Source organism: Desulfosarcina variabilis str. Montpellier (genome assembly GCF_048565275.1).
Lineage (GTDB): Bacteria > Desulfobacterota > Desulfobacteria > Desulfobacterales > Desulfosarcinaceae > Desulfosarcina > Desulfosarcina variabilis.
The window spans coordinates 4,050,651-4,071,352 of record NZ_CP159846.1 but is presented as its reverse complement, the minus strand read 5'-3'; the positions used below and the strand labels follow the sequence as shown (position 1 = coordinate 4,071,352).

Annotated in this window: 24 protein-coding genes; 20 read left to right on the top strand and 4 right to left on the bottom strand. The window is 51.0% G+C overall.

Annotated elements, in window-relative coordinates:
* Window positions 1–369 precede the first annotated feature (369 nt).
* The 4 genes from Dvar_RS18315 to Dvar_RS18300 all read left to right on the top strand — a co-directional run bounded on the left by Dvar_RS18315 (window position 370) and on the right by Dvar_RS18300 (window position 3,740).
* The gene (locus Dvar_RS18315; RefSeq protein ID WP_419663199.1) at window positions 370–705 is read left to right on the top strand and encodes a hypothetical protein; all 336 of its coding nucleotides are present in this window, start codon (window positions 370–372) and stop codon (window positions 703–705) included.
* Between the two features lie 88 nt (window positions 706–793).
* On the top strand, window positions 794–1,000 hold the full coding sequence (locus tag Dvar_RS18310; protein WP_419663198.1) for a hypothetical protein: 207 nt from the start codon (window positions 794–796) through the stop codon (window positions 998–1,000).
* 2 nt (window positions 1,001–1,002) lie between these two features.
* Window positions 1,003–1,920: a PD-(D/E)XK nuclease-like domain-containing protein gene (locus tag Dvar_RS18305; protein WP_419663196.1), complete on the top strand. Its 918-nt coding sequence runs from the start codon at window positions 1,003–1,005 to the stop codon at window positions 1,918–1,920.
* Between the two features lie 5 nt (window positions 1,921–1,925).
* Window positions 1,926–3,740, top strand: coding sequence for a hypothetical protein (locus Dvar_RS18300; RefSeq protein ID WP_419663194.1), 1,815 nt, complete (start codon window positions 1,926–1,928; stop codon window positions 3,738–3,740).
* Here Dvar_RS18300 and Dvar_RS18295 read toward each other — a convergent pair.
* Both Dvar_RS18295 and Dvar_RS18290 read right to left on the bottom strand, forming a co-directional pair.
* Window positions 3,737–4,081 (bottom strand): type II toxin-antitoxin system prevent-host-death family antitoxin, encoded by a 345-nt coding sequence (locus tag Dvar_RS18295; protein ID WP_419663192.1) that lies wholly within the window; start codon window positions 4,079–4,081, stop codon window positions 3,737–3,739. The genes Dvar_RS18300 and Dvar_RS18295 overlap by 4 nt on opposite strands.
* Window positions 4,065–4,325 (bottom strand): type II toxin-antitoxin system RelE family toxin, encoded by a 261-nt coding sequence (locus Dvar_RS18290; RefSeq protein ID WP_419663191.1) that lies wholly within the window; start codon window positions 4,323–4,325, stop codon window positions 4,065–4,067. The genes Dvar_RS18295 and Dvar_RS18290 overlap by 17 nt, the downstream gene beginning before the upstream one ends.
* 88 nt (window positions 4,326–4,413) lie before the next feature.
* Between Dvar_RS18290 and Dvar_RS18285 the strand changes: the two genes are divergently transcribed.
* From Dvar_RS18285 to Dvar_RS18245, 9 genes are all read left to right on the top strand, one after another.
* Window positions 4,414–4,797 (top strand): hypothetical protein, encoded by a 384-nt coding sequence (locus Dvar_RS18285; RefSeq protein ID WP_419663190.1) that lies wholly within the window; start codon window positions 4,414–4,416, stop codon window positions 4,795–4,797.
* Window positions 4,798–4,808: 11 nt separating this feature from the next.
* Window positions 4,809–5,168 carry an ASCH domain-containing protein gene (locus Dvar_RS18280; RefSeq protein ID WP_419663188.1) on the top strand — a complete coding sequence of 120 codons (360 nt, stop codon included), beginning with the start codon at window positions 4,809–4,811 and terminating at the stop codon, window positions 5,166–5,168.
* Between the two features lie 2 nt (window positions 5,169–5,170).
* A complete protein-coding gene (locus tag Dvar_RS18275; protein WP_419663187.1) occupies window positions 5,171–5,371 on the top strand; it encodes a hypothetical protein in 201 nt (66 codons plus the stop codon).
* Entirely contained in the window at window positions 5,358–5,546 is a 189-nt protein-coding gene (locus Dvar_RS18270) for a hypothetical protein (RefSeq protein WP_419663185.1), read from the top strand. The genes Dvar_RS18275 and Dvar_RS18270 overlap by 14 nt, the downstream gene beginning before the upstream one ends.
* Before the next feature lie 2 nt (window positions 5,547–5,548).
* A complete protein-coding gene (locus tag Dvar_RS18265) occupies window positions 5,549–5,875 on the top strand; it encodes a hypothetical protein (protein ID WP_419663183.1) in 327 nt (108 codons plus the stop codon).
* 25 nt (window positions 5,876–5,900) lie between these two features.
* Window positions 5,901–6,302: a hypothetical protein gene (locus Dvar_RS18260; RefSeq protein WP_419663182.1), complete on the top strand. Its 402-nt coding sequence runs from the start codon at window positions 5,901–5,903 to the stop codon at window positions 6,300–6,302.
* Window positions 6,299–7,018, top strand: coding sequence for a hypothetical protein (locus Dvar_RS18255; protein WP_419663180.1), 720 nt, complete (start codon window positions 6,299–6,301; stop codon window positions 7,016–7,018). The genes Dvar_RS18260 and Dvar_RS18255 overlap by 4 nt, the downstream gene beginning before the upstream one ends.
* A gap of 84 nt (window positions 7,019–7,102) precedes the next feature.
* Window positions 7,103–7,315, top strand: coding sequence for an excisionase family DNA-binding protein (locus Dvar_RS18250; RefSeq protein WP_419663178.1), 213 nt, complete (start codon window positions 7,103–7,105; stop codon window positions 7,313–7,315).
* Between the two features lie 401 nt (window positions 7,316–7,716).
* Window positions 7,717–8,004: a hypothetical protein gene (locus Dvar_RS18245; protein ID WP_419663177.1), complete on the top strand. Its 288-nt coding sequence runs from the start codon at window positions 7,717–7,719 to the stop codon at window positions 8,002–8,004.
* Window positions 8,005–8,267: 263 nt separating this feature from the next.
* Here the strand turns inward: Dvar_RS18245 and Dvar_RS18240 are convergent, their stop codons facing one another.
* Window positions 8,268–8,969, bottom strand: coding sequence for a hypothetical protein (locus tag Dvar_RS18240; protein WP_419663175.1), 702 nt, complete (start codon window positions 8,967–8,969; stop codon window positions 8,268–8,270).
* Between the two features lie 78 nt (window positions 8,970–9,047).
* Window positions 9,048–9,725: a YcxB family protein gene (locus Dvar_RS18235; RefSeq protein ID WP_419663173.1), complete on the bottom strand. Its 678-nt coding sequence runs from the start codon at window positions 9,723–9,725 to the stop codon at window positions 9,048–9,050.
* A gap of 530 nt (window positions 9,726–10,255) precedes the next feature.
* Between Dvar_RS18235 and Dvar_RS18230 the strand changes: the two genes are divergently transcribed.
* From Dvar_RS18230 to mgtE, 7 genes are all read left to right on the top strand, one after another.
* Window positions 10,256–11,299, top strand: coding sequence for a site-specific integrase (locus Dvar_RS18230; protein WP_419663171.1), 1,044 nt, complete (start codon window positions 10,256–10,258; stop codon window positions 11,297–11,299).
* Window positions 11,300–11,783: 484 nt separating this feature from the next.
* Entirely contained in the window at window positions 11,784–13,031 is a 1,248-nt protein-coding gene (locus Dvar_RS18225; protein WP_419663170.1) for a Fic family protein, read from the top strand.
* 152 nt (window positions 13,032–13,183) lie between these two features.
* The gene (gene mfd / locus Dvar_RS18220) at window positions 13,184–16,696 is read left to right on the top strand and encodes a transcription-repair coupling factor (RefSeq protein ID WP_419663168.1); all 3,513 of its coding nucleotides are present in this window, start codon (window positions 13,184–13,186) and stop codon (window positions 16,694–16,696) included.
* Between the two features lie 6 nt (window positions 16,697–16,702).
* The gene (locus Dvar_RS18215; RefSeq protein ID WP_419663166.1) at window positions 16,703–17,488 is read left to right on the top strand and encodes a SurA N-terminal domain-containing protein; all 786 of its coding nucleotides are present in this window, start codon (window positions 16,703–16,705) and stop codon (window positions 17,486–17,488) included.
* Window positions 17,489–17,495: 7 nt separating this feature from the next.
* Window positions 17,496–18,482: a peptidylprolyl isomerase gene (locus tag Dvar_RS18210; RefSeq protein WP_419663165.1), complete on the top strand. Its 987-nt coding sequence runs from the start codon at window positions 17,496–17,498 to the stop codon at window positions 18,480–18,482.
* A 34-nt stretch (window positions 18,483–18,516) separates the two neighbouring features.
* The gene (locus tag Dvar_RS18205; protein ID WP_419663164.1) at window positions 18,517–19,230 is read left to right on the top strand and encodes a helix-turn-helix domain-containing protein; all 714 of its coding nucleotides are present in this window, start codon (window positions 18,517–18,519) and stop codon (window positions 19,228–19,230) included.
* A gap of 145 nt (window positions 19,231–19,375) precedes the next feature.
* Entirely contained in the window at window positions 19,376–20,701 is a 1,326-nt protein-coding gene (gene mgtE, locus Dvar_RS18200) for a magnesium transporter (RefSeq protein ID WP_419663162.1), read from the top strand.
* Window position 20,702 lies beyond the last annotated feature (1 nt).

The following is a 20,702-nucleotide window of genomic DNA, read 5'->3' as shown; positions in this document are numbered from 1 at the left end:
AATGTTCTTTGCTATTGGCTGTATTTTGGGCAAGTTAGCCGCAGCTGTGGTTTATTATTTCCTACAGCGCCACCAGAGAAAAAATAAATTTTGGTGAGCATCCTTTCGTTAAAAATTTGAAACCGTATCAAGCAGCCAATCGTCAAATTTAAGCAATAACTTCAATCGCTTTTTTCAATGGTAAAAGATCTGTATGCAAACAATTCTCAATAAAGCAGCAATTAAAAACAGTGTCGCTCCTCAGTTTCTCGAATATGTAGGGATACAAGATGAACGGCACACAGTCGGCAGGGTGTATTACTTGTTCAACATTATGGATGAGCTTCATCCGCGTTTTAAATCAACTGTGACTTTTATGGTGTCTGTCTGATGGAAATCACCAAACAGCAAGAAAGGCTTCCCCGTGGGTTGGCCATAGGTCTACTTAGAAATGCCAGAAAAACGATCTTGAGTAAAAAACAAATCGACATCCTTGAAGCAAGAGTTCGCATTCTGCAGGCTCGAATCGATAGGATTGAATCGGATTTGAAGAGCACTATATCTCTTGAGGAAGCTAAGGTTGCGTACTTAAAAGCAAAAACAGCCAGGCTAAAATCTATTGAAAAAATGATCAAGGTGGACAGCAGTGAGCTGCATCCCCATATCGAAAAGATCATGTGGGACTTATTCCAGGCGATCCAGAAGAAATCAGATGAGGATAATTGACTTTTATTTTACCCCGGCCGCCGGAATGGGCCGGCCACTGCTTGCAGCCGTGTAGTGACAGCGCCGGGGCCCCAAAAAAGGAGTACCAATGAAATTTTTCAAAGCCGCCATACTGATTATAGCCAGGGATTGGGATCGCGTCCGGATTATCGTTCCCCTAATCAGTCTACTGATCTTTTTCTTATGGTTATCGCATTGGGGAATGGATTTTAAACAAAAGATCGATGAACGTGAAGCGCTCGTTGATCGGTATGCAGGGCTTGAGGCGATTTCATATACTGATGAAGGTAAGTAGAAATGGAACCAGGGATTTATCCAAGTCTTTCAAATGAAGAGTATCACGGAAACCACACCAGCTACTCCAAGAGCAGTTTGGCCGACTTCGCCGTCTATCCATACAAGCTCATCTTTAAACGGGAGAATCCGCCGGACAGATCTAAATTTGCACTTGGGACAGCCACCCACACGGCTATTTTGGAACCTGACAAATGGAATTCCGAAATAACCGTCATCCCTGAGGAAGTGCTTGGTAAAAACGGATCAAAAAACACCAATGCCTATCGTGCATGGGAAGCCAAGCAACCTATCAATAAAACGATCATAACGCCTGCGGAGAGAGAGCTTGTCCTTGGTATGCGAGAATCAGTTCTCGAAAAGCCAGATCACTCACAAGCAAGAGACCTGTTGACTGGCGGGCATCCGGAGGTTTCCTGTTTTTGGAACGAGCTTTTTAAGAATGAGGCAACCAATAAGGATACTGGATATCGATACATGGCCAACCACCAGTACGATGCCCCGGACGGGTGCCACTCGATTACCATGAAATGCCGGCCGGATTACATCCCTGCCGACAGGGTCATGGTCGACCTGAAAACCACAAAAACGCCTATCGACAAAGACAGCTTTGATCGCCATGCCGAAAAATTGAAATACCATTGGTCAGCTGCACTGACCTTACGCGGCATGCATATCGTTACCGGTAAACATCATCCCACTTATATTTTCGTGGTCGTCGAGGTCGAGCCCCCGCATGAAGTTGCGGTTTTCCAGGCAACACAGGAATTCATCGCGCTCGGCAAAAAGGAATCAATGAGAGCCATGCAGTATCTCGCTTGGTGCGACAAGAACAATTTTTGGCCAGGGGCCCCGAATCTGATCCAGCAGGTTGGCTTGAAGCCATGGGGCTATAAGAAACTAAATCAAGAGGAGAATTAACGGACATGGAAGAACAGTCATTTTTCCCAACCCGCAAAGCCGTCGGTACGATGCAATTAGTCGATCCTGCAGCTGTTGCGGCCGCGGAAGCGGCCAAGGCACAAATCCAGGCCGCCTACATCGTTGCCATGCAAAAACCCCGAAATCAAATGCAGGCCAGATCAAATATTTTGATGGCATGTAAAAGAACCGAGTTTGCCGAGAAGGCAGAATATAGCAAGCCGGTTGGCAAACACAAAATAACCGGCCCCTCTGTCCGCTTCGCCGAACTGGCCATTCGCGAATGGGAAAACGTTCGCGTTGAGACGGTAGTGCTTTATGAGGATGACGATGTCAAACGTCTCCGGGTCTCCGCCATTGACCTTGAAACCAACGCTCAGTTTTCCCGCGACATCCAGATCAAGAAAACAATTGAGCGAAGGAGCAAAAAAGGCCGCGAAGAGGATGTCATTAGCGAACGTAAAAACACATACGGTGATGTCGTTTATATCCTTAGAGCCACGGATGATGAAATGCTGACAAAGGAATCAGCATGGGTATCAAAAATCATTAGAAACGAGGGCCTCCGCCTGATCCCTACCGACATCATCGAGGAGGGACTGAAGCAGGCCAGGGAAACATTGCGGTCCAAAGCCGCTATGGATCCGGATGGCGAAAAGAAAAAGATCGTTGATGCCTTTGCGGGAATCGGAATCAAACCGACTCAGATTGAAAAGTATCTTGGTCATGACATTGGAACCATCGTGCCCGCAGAAATAGCCGAACTCCGCTCCATGTATCGAACGATCCGAGACGGCGAAGCGTCATGGAACGATTATATGAAAACCGCTGATCAAACAGAACGGGATCCCCAGGAACAGACTCCGCCGGACAATGTCACAGACTTATTAAAGGACCGCAATGGACCGTCCTTATATTCCGGTAATAGCAAAAGCCAACAACCTGCGCCCAGTGACTCCTCAAAAAAAGTCGAAAAACAGGAAACGAAATACCCCGAGCAAAAATCGAATGGAACCGCCCCTCCCCTCGTCGATGGCATGAACGAAGATCAGCTTTGGGAACTGCTCAAAGAAAATGTGGCCTCTGCTGGAGTAAAAACACCCGAGTCGTTCAGCAAAATTGAGGCATTCATCCACCGCAACGTCCAATTGACCAAAAAGCCTATTGCTGAAGCGCTTCGTGTAGCCATCAACACCAAACCCACCGACCTCATGCTCAAGGTTACGGATTGGTACGCCCGTATCCAGGAAACAAACGGTCAGCAAAGCCAGCTTACCGATGCATCCCGATATTCCGGAGCCAATAGCCGACCGCCGGAGGACACCCGCCTGGATGGCCTCCCTCAATGGAACGAAAAGCACCCTTTCTGGCCGGATAAATGGAACAAGATGCGTACCGGAGACGGTGTCAAAACAGGCCTTGCGGCATACGTTCACCAATATGAAAAAGCCATCTGGAGCATGCCAGAAGACCAACAGCGGGAGCTGGTCGCAAAGTTCGAGCGGATTTATAAAGATATGCGTTTTCCATTCCAACTCGATTGGATGGGAAACGGTGAATCAGATGACAAAAGCGATAACCCCGGCGCCGATCTGGAGGGTCAGAGTGGTAACAACCAAACAATTGATGTCGAACTCCGCGCCGCAAGATCGGACCTGATCGCCAAAAAGAGCCAAGATGAGAAATTATTCAGTATAGCCACTAAAAACCTGTTTCAGAAAAACGCGATTTCAACCACGTTCCCATATTCCATGAACCTGGATGAATGTCAGGCGGTTGTTGATGAGATGAACGAGTTGGCCGAGATGGGGAAATTCTAGTCAATGAGCTGCTCAACACTGATATCCATGGCATCGGCAAGTTTTTTTAGGGTGCTTTTCCTGGGAGTTGAATCGCCCCTTTCCAGCCGCGCAAGAGAAGGCTGCTTGATTCCTGCCCGATCCGCAAGTTCCTCCTGGGTAAGTCCGAAGTGCTCACGCCAGGCTTTTACCAGTGTGTCCCCCCTGACGTTTGCCTTAACAACGTCATTGGGAAACCAAATATCAGAATCGTCAGCGTCAACTTGGTTACGCAGTAAGCGCTGGTATTCATCCCATGGAACAACAGCAAATGCCGGCTTGCCGTTCTGGGTAATGATCTGGTGGTTAATATGTTCGTTCATTTCTTTTCTTGACCTCCTGTATCGCGATGATTTGGACCTCTTTCTTATCGTCAAACAATACCCGGTAACGGCCCACACGAAGTCTGTAATCGTATTGATGGTTCTTGAGAGGAACAATATCAAGGTTCGTGCATTTTGGGAAATCCTCCAATTTGTCCACCGAATCAAAAATCGCTTCCTGATAATGTTTCGGAATTTTCTTTATCTGCTTGCGGGCCTTGTTGTTCCACTTGATCGTTTTCATAGCTCAAAATACCATATTATAACACTTTGTCAATCATATTTGTTATATTATGCTATACCTTCTCAATACTGAAATGGAGGACTTTGTTATGGAATTTGAAAGTGCCAGCGTCAAAGTAATGAACAGTTTTGACGACTGCCATTTTGAGGTTTGCCTGGGCGTAAACCCGGATGGGATTGGGAGGATCACCAGCAAAGATATCGATGAAACCCGCAAAGAGGCCCAGCGATTAGTGGATAAGGCAAAGGAACAATACAAGATTGCCAAGCGCGCAACGGAAGCCCGGATGAATGCCGAGCGAAATGCTGCAAGTATCCGAAGAGAGGTCTCCATCATCAAGGAGAATTTACCTCAATCCGAATGGTCCCCTGAACAGAAGGCGAAAGTGAAAGCTCTGGAGGATCATGATTTCAGGGCGTCGCTATATTACGACTATGAGGACGATTGGGGATATGACCGGGATGAATATTGAAAGGTGAGATCGTGCCCATCCTAAATTACAAGAAACAATTCGCCCCACTGGTAGAGTCCGGCGAGAAACGCCAGACGATCCGGGCCATGCGCAAAAGGCCGTTTAAGGCCGGCGACCGTCTTTACCATTACACCGGTTTGAGAACGAAAGCGTGTCGCAAGCTTTTGGAATCGACATGCCTATTTGCAGACAGGATCGACATCCTCCCCCATGGAACGGTTTTTATCAATAATTGGCTCTGCGAAGGGCCCATGAAAAATCTTGCCGTCGCCGATGGTTTCAGGAGGGAAGGCCATGAGTGGGAAGACATGCTGGCGTTTTTCACACAAACGCATGGTCTGCCCTTTACCGGTCAACTGATCAGGTGGTGACCATGCCACACCGGAAAAAACTGGAAGCCGGCCTGCGGTGCCGCTGCGGACTCGAATACCCGCCAAGCGAATTCGTCAACGGCCTCTGTCCGGAATGCCAGCTGGCAAGGATCTTGACCAAATACGACCGGCCGGCGCCGGACCGGATTCAGATGTCCTTTTTTCGACCCAAAAATACAGGAGGAAACCATGAAACCCAATGACGCCAAACTCGTTTCCGGATTCCTGCTTCAGGAGTTCGACCGCTTCACCGGGTACCTCAACGGCTTGGATATCGATCCTGCGGAGGCATCCATGATCATCGAAGATATCGCCGGCGAGTCCGACGGCCGTATGCCAACCTGTATTGAGCAGTTTTCTGGATTCGTAGGTGAATAATCATGAACGACGAAGAGAAATACATCATTGACGTAATCAAAGCAGCCAGAACTATCCAAGAATTCCTTTGGGTAGACATGAATAACGAATGCGGCCTGGAGGAATTCCGGCGGATGTTCCGGAAACGGGTGGCCAAGATCGACGCCATATCCATGGATAATCCCCACTGGCGGGTAGAGCTCAACAAGCGTCTTTTGCAGACCGCCGCCATCTGCGTGAATCTGATGACCAAGACGGTGGCCGGCTTGATCACCCATGACGGTGTTCACCTGACCATGCCGAGTAACTTGCCGGAATATGCAACACGGATTGATAGTACTCAATCTTAAAGCAAAATAAAAAAAGGATACCCCAATGCCACTGAATATCAGCGAAAAAAAGCTATCCCTGGCTAACCTGGGAGGCGGCGCGGCTATTGAGCGGTTCGATGATGAGCTCCAACGCGTCCTGGACAACATCGCCGATCCAAATTCGATTGAAACCGCTCCCAGGGAGGTCACCCTCAAAGTCAAAATCAAACCCAAGGAAAGAAGCTATGCCAAGCTGGACATAGTTTGTTCGTCCAAACTGGCAACAGCCGAGCCCTATTCCACCAACGCCTATATCGGGGCTGATATCAAGGGCCGGGCCGAGGCCTACGAACACAGCCCCGAACAAATGAGGCTGCAGTTTGAACAGCGTCAACAAGAGCAACAGGAACAAACCGAGGAATCCGGCAACGTCACCAAATTAAGAAAAGGAGATTCAACAAAATGATCACTCAAGCCATGGAAAAAGTCATCGATCTTAGCAGGCCAGTTGAATTGAATTTTGACGGCCGCGATTACACAAGCAAGCAGATTTATTCGGTAAAGGATCCTGAACCAGGTGAGCTCACCGTCCACACCCTATCCGGATTGACCGACTACATCATGACTAACCCGGATGGACTCAAAGTTGAAGACCTGACCATTCACATCCTGAACTTTGATGACGTCCGACTGTACAGTCCGTTGTTCGGCGGGTTCGAGCAGCGCAAGGAATACATCCGGGCCCGGTTGATCATGGATGATTTTCCATGGGGCCAGTACATGAGCATTGAAAGTTTCAACATCAAATTGCAATCCATGTTCATCAAGGATGAAACGGTGGAGCGGATCCTTTCAATCGTCGGCAACATAAAGGACGAAAAAGTCGTGACAGTCGGTGACGATGGGATCACCCAGCAGGTCACAGCCAAGGCCGGCATCGCCCGGGTTGAAAATATCAACCTGCCCAATCCGGTTACCCTCACCCCTTACCGAACATTCCTGGAAGCCGAGCAGCCTGCAAGTCGGTTTGTTTTCCGAATGAGATCCGGCAATGGCGATGGTGAGCTGCCCACGGCCGCACTTTTCGAAGCCGATGGCGGTCGGTGGAAGCTTCAAGCCATCCAGAATGTAAAAGAATGGTTGCATGAAAGCGTTCCTGCTGAAATCCGGATCATCGCTTAATAAACCTGGCGGATGGTATAAGGCCACCCACCATTAATAAAGGAACGTATTGTGATGTGATTTCCCTACGGAGAGTGTATTGATTTGACGGCACCGCAATACATAACGCTGACCAACGCGTCTAAAATGTTCGCCCTTTCCCTCAAAACGCTGAGACGCCTTTTTGATGATGGGACCATATCAGGGTACCGCACAGAAGGTGGCCACCGCCGGATCAGCCTGGAATCGATGCGACAATTTGTTGAACGTGATGATGCTTTCGTACTTGATGTTTTGCATCGTATGGGGTTGCGGTGAACCTATTAAGTCATGGGGAGTTCGATATCTGCTGAATTTAAATAAGTAGGTTTGATTAAGCTTTATCGCTCTTTGAAAATTTGTGATGGTAACGCCCGGTATCACCAGTTGCCATGGAGCGGAATGGCAATATAGTGAATGACGATGTGTACGCCCGGCATGGGCGTGAACTAATGGGGTGCAAGTCCCCTATGTGTGAACCCGATCCGAGCCCCTCTGGCTCAGATCGAAACATTAGCCGACGGCAAGGGCAGCCTCGCGAGGAGCTGTCTGGAGGAAGCCCGAGTGCAAAACTGTGAGCCGACGAACAGAAACGTCATATAAGGCCGAGTCTCCGGGTAAGTTAGCACAACATAACGAAGCCTGGGTTCAGGAGATACGGTAAATGGCGCGGTTGTGCAGTGACAGTTCACGTCCTTATCCGGGGAGATCTGACCGGCAGGTTGCCACAGACGGCATCCGAAACCATCCGTAGAAACGACCGGCCGGGCAACCGGTTGACCAAGTCCCAACGGCCTCGGGAATGCAGCCGCCCGACGCCGTGCAAAGAAACAAAGGGCGCAACCAGGATGGATATCGGCTGCTTGTTCGTGCGCAACGCCTCGGCGGGCAACCGCCCGGGTGATCGGTCAGAAGTCAGCAGAGGCCATAGTAGCCCAACGCCCGGTGTAATGGCCGGGACATGGTGAAGGGCCGAACTCAGAGTAGGTGCCAGTGCTCATAGGCTCAAGCACAGCAGGGCCGACCAGGTCAAATATGCCTTGCTTGGCGCGATATGAAACCATTGTGCTCCTGATGGCCGCCAGTAGTATCTGTCAAAGAGCTGTTGTTTGTCATTCAATATCCCGGCCACGGCCCGGATGACTCTGGGAACCGCCCAGTGCGGACCCGCTTGCTAGGGTGGTGTGGGGGCTGGAGGAGAAAAACCCCCGGCTACCCGATTCGGCTATTACTATTCGCAATATGGGTTATTCGTAAGGACAGTTTCAAAATTACCATCACCATCCTTATCACAATAAGTAGTCATAGCTTGTCCTTGGGGGATGGGTGCTTTCCAAAACCCAATAGGCTGCCCCCCCTTGTATTGTATTATAATGGTCTTACCGCCATTGTGGTATGTCTTGATCTCAAGATCATTATGATTTTGGATATTCACCATCTCCCAGCCTGTAATATCAGGAATGGTGGTCGAATTTTGGCTTTTTCTCCTCTCAACCTTTGTTACTCTTATGGCGATTTCATCCGGTTGCTTGATACCTTTGTATGATGACGACCAAACTGTTGTTTTGCCATATATCGTGATCGCTTCACCGCGCATTAACTCGAATATCAAATCAGACTCAGATTTTGGGACCATTACATTATCAAAACCAATAGAGTCTTTTATGATCTGTATCCTGACCCACTCTTCTGATGGATAACCTCCAACGCGAGTAGCATCATATAGATACCCAAAATCAGCATCAAGCCTGATGTATTTATCTTTAACATCATTTAAAAACATTCTATTTGTAAACTTTTTAAATGGAATATTTACGTATTCATCAAAAGATGGAGGTGCAACTTGTTGTGTTTTTACAATAGGCGACTGTGCCGCACATCCTGTTAGAATAATTAATGCCACAACTGATACAACTGAAAACTTTTTTTTCATAATTAGCTTCTCCTTATCTTAATATTAATAGAAATAGCATCCTGACTTGTTTATTTCCAGGAAGCCGAACGCTCCGGCTCACGGGTGAGGGCCGCTTTTTGGCCCGAATCCCTGTGAAGCCGGTTGTTCGATGATTTTATAAATTTCAATGTTGGCTTTTATAAGATCAATTAGCTTTTGAATGTTACCTTCTGAAATCTTATTGAAAGGCAACCAGTTAAATAATCTTGGCCCTTGGAAAAGCAGGAATCCATCTCGAAAAGCCACAGCTTCAGTAAAAATTGACCACTTAGCCTTGGTTTCAGACTTTGAACTGACAGCTTGGAAACCATTTTCGCTCAGAATAATCTCGACGTCCTCGTTTATATGTGGCGATTTACGACTACGACGCTTAATAAAAAGGTAATCAATTTTATGCCCATAGAGCATTAGAATAACCACAACCGCAAAGAAAAATAACAGCTTGTAATCTCCATGATATATGGAAACAAATGCGAGAATCAAAAAAACACATGAAAGAATTATCTTTAAAACAAACCAGCTATTGCGAATCGCATGCTGTCGTCTATATCTTTTAAAGCCATCGACGAGGAATTGATCATCAAGTTTGAATTTTAATTTTATCATTTTATTACATCGAACGGCCCGAGTTGAGCGGCTGGCACAGGCTTGCTGTAAGCCTTTAAGGCTTGCGTGCAAGACGTGCCAGTCCGCTCCAACGACTTGGTGGCGACCGCGAATCAGCGCGCAAGCCATCCTATTATGCTCGAGTTGCTGACATGCTTTATTAGCGCCAGCCAGTGACAGCCACCACGGCGTTGGAGCGGCGTGCCGCTCAACTCGGGCCGGTGGCGCCGCGCGCAGCGGGGCGCCACCTTACAGATTATATAGACTTCTTCTTTTGCTTTTGTTGTTGCAGCGCAAATTAAAGAAAAAAGCCTGTCAACAGATTAAAACTGACCAATATTAAACGCTTTTTAATCAATTGAGCAACTAAAAACCTCTACATTTAATTTACATGCTCCACTCCATGCTTTTAAAGTGCTGTTATTTTTTTAAATAACAGCAAGCCAAATTGAAAGTTGTAATGAAATGCGAGCCGTAAATTCTATTTTATGTCTTAATTAGCAGTGTTATGCAGAATCTACATAATAATGGTAAAAAATTATTCAATATAATTTTGTCAATGAACAGCATCCAACGCCATCACAAAATTTCAACAGGTTACGTAGTTACTGTCAGTTCGAAACCCATCAGGATCTTGCCAAATAGGATATTATTATCGTATGAAAATCATCATGAAGCTCTATAAGCGATACCATCCTGAGACTGGCAAGTTTTTATCCTATTATGTCCGCTATGAAGACGGTAAGCGGGCATCGCTAAAAACCAGGGACAAGACCAAGGCACAGAGAGCTTATAAGGCTATCCAACGAGAAGCCTTTGCCGGCCGGATTGCTGACATCACAGGGATATGCACCGTTACCCTGGGAGCGTTTCAAAGAGAATATTTGGAATGGGCAGAGACCGCGATCGACAGCAAGTCAACATTTCGTGCAAACCGGTTGGCACTTTCAAAGCTGGTTGACATGGCCGGTAAATCAATCAAGCTCGATCGATTGGGCCAAAAACACATTGACTTGATGATCGCCGAATGCCGGAAAAACAGAAACAAAACGGACTCCATAAACAACTATATTCGCCATGCGCGAATTGTGATTAAAAAAGCGGTCGAATGGAAATACATAAAAAATTCCCCATTCGCAGACGTCAAAGAGCTGCCAAGAAAAAAAAGGCTGCCAAAATTTATTAAAAAGGCTGAGTTGAGCGGGTTGTTGTCCAAAATAAAGGATAAGGATTTGCGGAGGATGGTGACCGCTTACATTGCCACTGGCCGGCGCCGGTCGGAATTGGTCGGCCTCAGATGGGAAAATGTCAGCCTTGAAGACGGTCGTTACACGGTAAAAACCGAAACCACGAAATCAAAATTAGAACGGTCCTATAAAATCAATCGATTGTTCTTGTCGGTCTTGCTCTCCATTGGCCCCAAAGAAAGCGGTTATGTTTTTGAGCGTTGGCGCCACCCGGATACTGTATCGCACCGGGTGAAGGAAGCCCTCATAAAGGGAGGATACGGAAATCTTTCATTGCACAGCCTACGGCATACGTTTGCCAGTATGAAAGCTGCAGAAGGCCGCACCCTTCTCGAGATACAACAACTCCTTGGTCATTCCGATATAAAAGCGACGATGATTTACAGCCATCTTACCGATGAGCATGTGGACGATATTGGAGAGGTAAATATTGGACCTGTGGATTTAGGCGGGTAAATCGCGGTTTTTGGCACACAAACAACTCACAGCGTTGTAACTACCTAATTTTTAACAACCGCCCAGCTTCTTACGAATCAGCTGCTCTACCAGCTGAGCTACGGTGGCAAATCGTTGAAAAGCCTACTATCACGGCCTTTTAGGCCGGTCAAGGCATTTTTTGAATTGGGGCAAAATAGGGCTTTTTTGGGCTTTGTGCCTGTGATCCAGATACCCTCGACCCTTCACCCTTCACCCTTCACCCCTTCACCCCTTCACCCCCTCACCCCCTCACCCCCTCACCCCCTCACCCCCTCACCCCCTCACCCCCTCACCCTTCCGGACATATATTTTCACCAATATCATTGAACGAATTGTAAACATATTATATTAAACGGACATAGTACCGGACTTGACCCTTCCCATTAAACCGGACATAGAATCGGGTTTAACTAAGTTATATATGTATAATTTTTAGATAGATAAACCGGAAATAAAACCAGACATGACACAACTTCCCTCCAATCCCTCGCCCAATCTGGTTTTTCATCCGCCACTGCCAGACCAGCGGCTGGGTGAACTCAAGGACATGGCCCAGGCGGTCGTTATCGCCGCAGCCACACTGGAAGGACGGATTGCCAAGGAAACGGCCAAGGCGCTGGGCGACCGGCTGAGATTTATCAACAGTTACCACTCCAATCTGATCGAAGGGCACAAGACCACCATTTTGGATATCGAAGCGGCGCTGAACAAAGATTATGCCAAGGACGCGGAGCGTCGCTATGCCCAGGAACTGTGTGCCGCCCACGTAAAAACCGAAAGGGCCATGATGCATGCGCTTTCCACGGCCCCGCCCGATAATCCGTGCAGCCTCGATTTTGTCGGCACCATTCATCGTACCTTTTATGAAAACCTTCCCCCCCAACATCAGTTCACCCATGGCGGGGACGGTTTTACTCAATTTTCCGTATTACCGGGCAAGCTTCGCGACGGGTCGGTGTCCCTGGACGGTGGGATCACGCCCCACGGCCCGGATGCCCGGCAATTGCCGGGTGTGTATGAATCCTTCAGCGAGCTGTACCACCCAGGCCAGTTCCATGGCGACGAACGGTTGATTGCCGCCGCCGCCAGTCACCATCGGCTGGTCTGGCTGCATCCGTTTCGGGACGGCAACGGCCGTGTGGCCAGACTCTTTTCCGGGTTGTATCTGGCCCATATCGGGATCAACCGGGGAAACCTGTGGTCCCTGTCAAGGGGGTTTTCGCGGGACAAATATTGGTATATGACCAACCTGCAATCGGCCGATTCTCCCGACGAAAATGGCCAGGGGTTCGATCAGGCCTTTTTTGCCGATTATTGTCTTTACTTTCTTGAGGTTTGCCTGGATCAAATTACGTTTATGGACCGGATCCTGGCCTTGAACCGGATTGATGCACGCATCGATGGCTACATACGGGATCGCGACAAATCACGCGGCGCGCTGGACCCACTGGATCCCCGTGCCGGCCGGCTTTTGAAAGCGTTGTTTTTACAAGGCACTGTGCCGCGTGGTGAGGCCCGATCCATCATGGGCATGGATCACCAGAGCGACCGGCATGCGCGTCGCATTGTCAGTCAACTGGTTCAGGAAGGGCTCGCCTGTGCAACCTCCCACAGAGCACCGCTGACCATCGGTTTCCCGGCCCAAGTGCTGCGTTATTATTTCCCGGACTTGGTCGGCCCGGAAGTGCTGGGAGACTCCGGAATCAATTAAGGTGGTGGGGGTGTTATCGAACAAATTCCCCATCAGGCTTGCCAATGGTTTCGTTATCACTTACAAAATGAATCATGTGGAGCGTCTCCCGGCAGGCGACAGCCTGTTGCGGGCGGTCATGTCTTCAAATAAAAACGGAAAGACCAACAATCGTGTTTGTGGATCACCAACAAGAGGAAATTGCATCACGGGGACTGGTCCGCGCCATTGGCCGGCGCACCGGTCCCCTGACCATCACGGGCCTTGCGGGCAGCGCCGCAGCCTACCTGGCCACGGCCATTGTCCGCCAGTTGTCGCGTCCCGTGCTGTTGATCACCGCCTCGGCCAAGCTGGCCGACCAGCGGCGGATTGAAATCGAGTGTTTCAACAGTGAAACCGGACAATCGGCCGCTTATTTTCCGGCCTACAACCTTTCGCCGTTCAAGTTCATGGCCTACCACAATGAGACCGCCGCCCGGCGCATCCGGGCCCTGTACACCCTTTTTTCCGGTTCTTTCGAAAAAGGCCCCCAGGTCACGGTCACCACGGCTGCGGCCCTGCGCCAGCGGTTGATTCCCAAGTCCGTTATGGCCGATTATGCCGAGCTGCTCATCGCCGAGGAGGAAATCGAGCCGGACCGCCTGGTGGCCAAACTGGTGGCCGGCGGATACACCCGCACGGTGGTGGTCGAAGAGCCCGGTGACTTTTGCGTGCGCGGGGGTATCATCGACATTTTCTCGCCCTTGTACGACGAGCCCCTACGCATCGAACTGTTCGGTGACTTTGCCGAGAGCATCCGTTTTTTTTCACCATCCAGTCAGCGCAGCCGTGACCATGCCCAGGAGGCGGTGATCCTTCCGGCCCGGGAGGTAACCCTGGAAAAAGACCGCCTGGATGAAATCATCAACCGCCTGCGGGGCCAGGCCATCCATCAGGACCTGCCACCGACCACGGTTCGGGACCTTGTGCAGCGAATCAAGGATCAGGGCGTCTTTCCCGGTATCGAGAATCTGACCCCTTTGATCTATCCCCGCATGGACACCCTTTTTGATTACCTGCCGCCGGACACCGTGATCATTGCCGAGAACCCTGCCGAACTGGGTCAGGCAGCCGACAAAAGCGCCGGGCAGGCCCAGGTCAACTATGACAAGGCCCTTTCCGACCAGCGCATTTGCGTCCGCCCTGAAGCGCTGTTTTTAAGCTGGGCGGAAATCGAATCCGGTCTGACCGAGCGTCAGGCGATTTCACTGACGCCGCTGGCGCTGACCGGCCAGGCCCAGCGTCTGACCGTCGAGGCCACCATGACGGACAATGGCGACCTGGCCCAAACCATGGACCAGGCGCGCAAAGGGGAGCAGCCCGCCCAGCCGTTGGTACAGTGGATCGGCGATCAGCAGGCAGCCGGCCGTACCCTGGTGATGGTCTGCGAGACCGCGCGGCAGGTCGACCGTTTGGCCGCGATCCTGGCGCCCTATCAGGTGAAGGCTTTGGTAAAAGAACCCTTTCCCTTGTCAGGGCGACCCAAGGGGGTTTTCATCTGCCAGGGACGGCTGACCGGCGGCTTTGTATGGCCGGCGGACCGGCTGAGCGTGGTCACGGAAACCGAAATTTTCGGTCCGCGAACCAAACGTTCCACCCGCCCTGCCAAACGCGTGCACACCGATCTGCTCACCTTTTCCGATCTCAAGCAGGGTGAGCTGGTCGTCCACGATGAGCACGGCATCGGCCGGTACGAGGGGCTGGTCAAACTGAAATTGGAAGGCACGGTCAATGATTTTCTGCTTGTTGTCTACCGGGACGACGACCGGCTCTACCTGCCCGTGGACCGCCTGGGCCTGATCCAAAAATACATGGGCGTCGAGGGCACTATGCCGGCCCTGGACAAAATGGGCGGCCGCTCCTGGGAGCGGGCCAAGGAAAAGGTGCGTCAATCCGCCGAGAAAATCGCCGGCGAATTGCTCAAAATCTATGCCCAGCGCAAAATCAAGGCCGGGCATGGCTATGGTGGGGCAGACAGCCATTTCGCGGACTTCGAGGCGGATTTTCCCTATGAGGAAACCCCGGACCAGTTGCAGGCCATCGAAGACGTGCTGGCCGACATGCGCGACCCCAATCCCATGGATCGCCTGGTATGCGGCGATGTGGGCTATGGCAAGACCGAGGTGGCCCTGCGCGCCTCGTTTCTGGCGGTCAGCGAGGCCAAACAGGTGGCCATGCTGGTACCGACCACGGTGCTGGCCGAACAGCACCACGCCACCTTTTCGCGGCGTTTCGACAATTACCCGATCAAGGTAGCCTGCCTGAGCCGCTTCCGCTCCAAGGCCGAGCAGCGCAGTATCGTCGAGGAAATCAAGAAAGGCACCGTGGACATTGTGATCGGCACCCACCGCCTGCTGCAAAAGGATGTCACCTTTAACGATCTGGGCCTTTTCATCATTGACGAGGAACAGCGCTTTGGCGTACGGCATAAGGAAAAACTCAAGCGCCTGCGTGCCACGGTGGACGTGCTGGCCCTTACCGCCACGCCGATTCCCCGCACCCTGCATCTGTCCATGATGGGGATTCGTGACATCAGCGTGATTTCGACGCCCCCGGAACAGCGTCATCCCATTATCACCTATGTGTGCGAGTTCGATGAAACCGTTGTCGGCGAGGCCATCCGAAGCGAATTGGCCCGCGGTGGACAGATCTTTTTCGTGCACAACACCGTGAATTCCATCGAACGCATGGCCGGCCGCCTCAAACAGATCGTTCCCGAGGTCCGCCTGGCCGTGGCCCATGGACAAATGGCCGAGGACGCCCTTGAAACGGTGATGATGCAGTTCATGGAGAACGAAATCGACATGCTGGTGTGCACGACGATCATCGAGTCGGGCATTGACGTGGCCACGGCCAACACCATCCTGGTCAACCGGGCCGATCGGTTCGGCCTGGCCCAGATGTACCAGCTGCGCGGCCGGGTGGGTCGCTCGGACGAGCAGGCCTATGCCTACCTGTTTATTCCTGAAGAGAGCCGCCTGGGCATTGACGCCCAGAAGCGCCTGAAAGTGCTCATGGAGCACAGCGATCTGGGATCGGGCTTTCAGATCGCCATGAACGATTTGAAAATCCGTGGTGGCGGCGCTATTCTGGGAGCCAGTCAGTCGGGCCATATTGCCGCCGTGGGCTATGATATGTTTCTCAAACTCATGGAAGAGGCCGTGGCCCAGTTAAAGGGCGAGCCCATTACCGAAGGCCTGGAGCCGGAAATCAACCTGCCCATGTCCGCCTACATCGCCGAAACCTATGTGCCTGATATCGACCAGCGGCTTTTGATCTACCGCCGCCTGGCCAAGGTGACCGATCTCAAACAGATCTCGGCCATGAAAGCCGAGCTGGTCGATAGATTCGGCCCCCTGCCCGAGGAAACCGAAAACCTGCTGCTCAAAATCATGCTGCGGGTGCTGTGCGTCCGGGCCGGCGTCAAACGTCTGGATCTTTTTGGTCAGCAACTGGCCCTGGCCTTCAGCGATATGCATCAGCAACGCCCCTTGGGCATCGTGGAAATGATCAACGCCGGCAACGGCCGCTATCAGCTGACGCCGGATTACCTGATGAAAACCGCGTTATCCAAAAGCGCACCCCGCGCCATGCTGGCCGAAACGAAAAACATCTTGATCGAAATAGCGCAACATGTTAACTCCTGATCGTTTATGATAAGAATATTTAGAAAATTTGCAGTACGTTATCGACAACCCCGGCCAATACCGGATCGATCCCGCAAGGCGCCGTGGCACCATTTGGTCTTGACCATTTGTTTACTTGCAGGCCTGCTTTTTACCGGCTGCGATTCGCCCGACCCCTACGGGTCCGACGATACCGTTCTGATCCGCACCGATCGTCAAACGATTACCAAAGGCCAATTCGAACGCGTTTTCGAAACAGCCAAAATCGCCTATAGCGATAACCGCAATGTCGACCGGGTGTTGTTGGCAGAGGCACGCTTGCGGGTATTGAACCAAATGGCCGAAGAACTGATCATCCAGCGCCGGGCCGAAGAGTTGGGCATTACGCTGGACGACCAGGAATTGGAAACCGCCATCGAGGACCTCAAAAAAGATTACCAGGATGACGAATTCCAGCAGATGCTACTGGAGAGCGCGATCCCCTATTCTTTATGGAAGGATCGATTGCGGGCACGGCTGCTGATCGAAAAAGTGATCGCGGTTGATCTGGCCCGATCGGTGACCATATCGGCACAGGACATCGAAAAATACTACAAGGCCCACGAAACGGAATTTTCCGTTGATCAAGATAAACCGCCGGAAGCGGACCTGAAACATCGGATCGTCCAACAACTGCGCCGGGAAAAAGTGGAAGCTGCGTATGCCCCATGGATGGACCAGCTGCGTGAGCGTTACCAGGTAACCATCAACTGGGAACTGTGGGACCAATCTGCAACCCCTGACACCAACACGGCCGATCAGGCCGAGGACTAAGATCAACTTGAAGCGAAATCATTGTATCGCAGTATGCATTGGGATGATGACGGCCATTTTTCTCGGCCTGACCACCACAACGGTCGCATCAACAGTCGTCGATCGAATCGTTGCGGTGGTCAACGAAGACATTATTCTGCTCTCCGAGCTCAACAGCCGCATGGGACCCTATGCCGAGCGTATCCAGCAGCAGGTTCCGGACGAAGACAAGCAGCAAGAAATGCTGTTCAAGGTCCGCGAGGACATGTTGAATCGCCTGGTGGATGAAAAACTCACCGACCAGGAAATCAAGCGCAACGATATTCAGGTGGATGAGGCCCAGATCGATGCCACCATCGAACGCATTAAATCCGCCAATTATTTTACCGATGAGGATTTGCGTCGCTTTTTGGCGCAGGAACAAATGACCATGGACCAGTATCGCAATCAGATCAGGGAACAGATTCTGAGAACGCGTCTGGTCAATTATGAGGTCAAATCCAAAATCGTGATCACCGAAGAGGATATCAAGGCGTATTACGACGATCATCCGGAACTTTACGGTGGCAAGCGTCATTATCACTTGAGAAACATCCTGTTGAAGGTGCCTGATTATTCATCCGACAGTGAGAAACAGGCCATGCGCGAGCAGCTTGAAAACATTCGCGAGAGAATAGAAAACGGGCAATCTTTTGCCGATCTGGCACGCAGCGTCAGCCAGGGCCCAACGGCAGTCAATGGCGGGGATATTGGTGAGTTTGAAACATCTTCCCTGTCGCCCCTGATTCAAACCGCCCTTGAAGGGTTAAAGGCTGGCCAAACCACCGCGGTGTTGGATACCGATTTAGGATTTCAGCTCTTTTTCGTGGAGTCGATCAATCGCGACGAGGGAAAGCCCCTGGATAGTGTGAGGGAGGAGATTCATCAGAAACTGTTCAAAGAAGAAGTGGATACAAAATTTCTTTCGTGGCTTGAAGCCTTGCGCGAGCGCTCGCACATTAAAATCATCAAATAATGGATCATCCACTTCATGATATGGCGGTTTTGATATGGAATCGGAAGTGAAACAGGATTCATTTGGAAGCTATTTAAAAAATTTTCGCTTGCAGCGGGAAATGGCCATCGAGACCGTCGCCGCGAGGACAAAAATCACCGTCAATTGTCTTCTGGCCATGGAAGCCAACGCCCTTGACCGGCTTCCGCCACAGGCTTATTTGAAAAGTTTTATCCGCGCCTATGCTAGTACCGTAGGCGCCGATGCCGATGTGGCCATCAACCTTTACCTGGCCAATCTCAAGCGGCAGGCCGCCACCCGTAAGCGGCGGTTGAAACGACAGGCTAAAATCGGGCTCCTCCGCCGTTTACTGTTAATCATGGGCTTGATTGCCAGCATATTGCTGGTCGTGCGCTACACGGATTTTTTTCCGGAATCCGACCCCGTCGCCAACCCGGCATCGCCAAATCGGCCGGCCCCCTCGGCCACAGAACATCAGAGCTCACAGCAGTATACAGACGACGAAAAAGAACCGGCCAAACTGAAATTGCGGGTGGTTGCCCTGGAACAGACCTGGCTCAAAATCATCGTGGACGATCAAAACGTACGCGCATATGATCTAAAGCCCGAAGATCGCCTTGAATTGGAGGGCACCGACCATTTCAATCTGATGATCGGCGATGCCAATGGGCTGCAGATTTTTTTCAACGATGAACCGGTGAACATTTTTGGCAGCAGCGGCCAGGTGGTGAATTTGAAATTACCATAAAAAAAGGTTTAAGGTGTAAGGTATAAGGCTTTAAGCCAGGGCTTTTCGTCAGATAAATGAAGAACGGCAGCATTCCACAACTTAACACTTAAAACTTTACACTTAACACTCTATTTTTATGCAACAGGATCGACAAAGAATTCTGATGATCAGCATCAAGCGACTTCTGCGCCGGGGCGCCGGTAGTCGTCTGCGCAAAATCGTCAACAAGACCCATGGTGCCGATCTGTCGATCCTTTTTCGAGACCTGTCGCTCCAGGACCAGCGCATGCTGTTCGAGATGATCGAGGACAATGCGCAAAAAGGCATCCTTTTCAGCGAGATGGATGAGGACCTGTTCGTGGCCCTGATCGATGGTATGGATCCAGACGCGGTTGTGGCCATCCTGGAAGACATGCCCAACGATGATGTGGCCGACCTGCTCAATCAACTTCCCGAAGAAACCGCCAGCAGTCTGCTCAAACGCATGAAAAAAGAGGGGTCCGATGAAGTCGAGGACCTGATGCGTTTCGCCAATGATACTGCCGGTGGTATCATGAACCCGGATTTCATCGCCCTGAACCAGGAAATCACGGCCAAGGACGCCATCGAGCAAATCCAAAAGGAATTTGCCGATGTGGAAATGCCGTTTTACCTTTACGCCGTGGACGAGCACGGCAAACTGGTGGGGGTCTGTTCTTTGCGGCAACTGGTCGTGGTAAAACCCTACACCCCGTTAAAAGCCTTTATGACCACGGATGTGCTTTCCGTCCAGACCCACATGGACCAGGAAGAGGTGGCCAAGCTCGTCGCCCGGTACGATATCCTGGCCGTACCGGTGGTCGATGAAAACAACCGCCTGGTCGGCATCGTCACCGTGGATGACGTCATCGACATCTTCCGCGAAGAAGCCACCGAGGACATTCTCAAAATGGCTGGCGTGGGTGAGGAGTTTGTTGAAACCAAAAGCGTATTTAAAAGCACTCGCATCCGCCTGCCGTGGCTTTTTGCCAGCTGTCTGGGGGGGATATTCGCCTTTTACGTAATTACCCATTTTGAGGACAGTTTGAATCGCATCACCTATCTGGCGGCGTTTATTCCGGTGATCATGGGCATGGGCGGTAATATCGGCACGCAGTCCTCCACCATCGTGGTGCGCGGGTTGGCCACGGGCCGTCTCGATGTCCATGATCTGTGGTCGGTGGTGGGCAAAGAACTGGCCGTGGGGCTCATTCTTGGTCTGGTGTACGGCGTGCTGATCGGATCCGTCGCCCAGCTGCAATATAGCACCATCATGTTGGCTTTGGCCGTCTGCATGGCCGTGGTCTGTTCCATGTCTGTGGCCGCGCTGGTGGGATCATGTGTGCCCATGCTCCTGGCCCGCATCAATATCGATCCTGCCGTGGCCACGGGTCCCTTTGTCACCACCAGCATCGATATCATCAGCGTCTATTTCTACTTTACCATCGCCACCGTATTTCTCGGCATCTGAA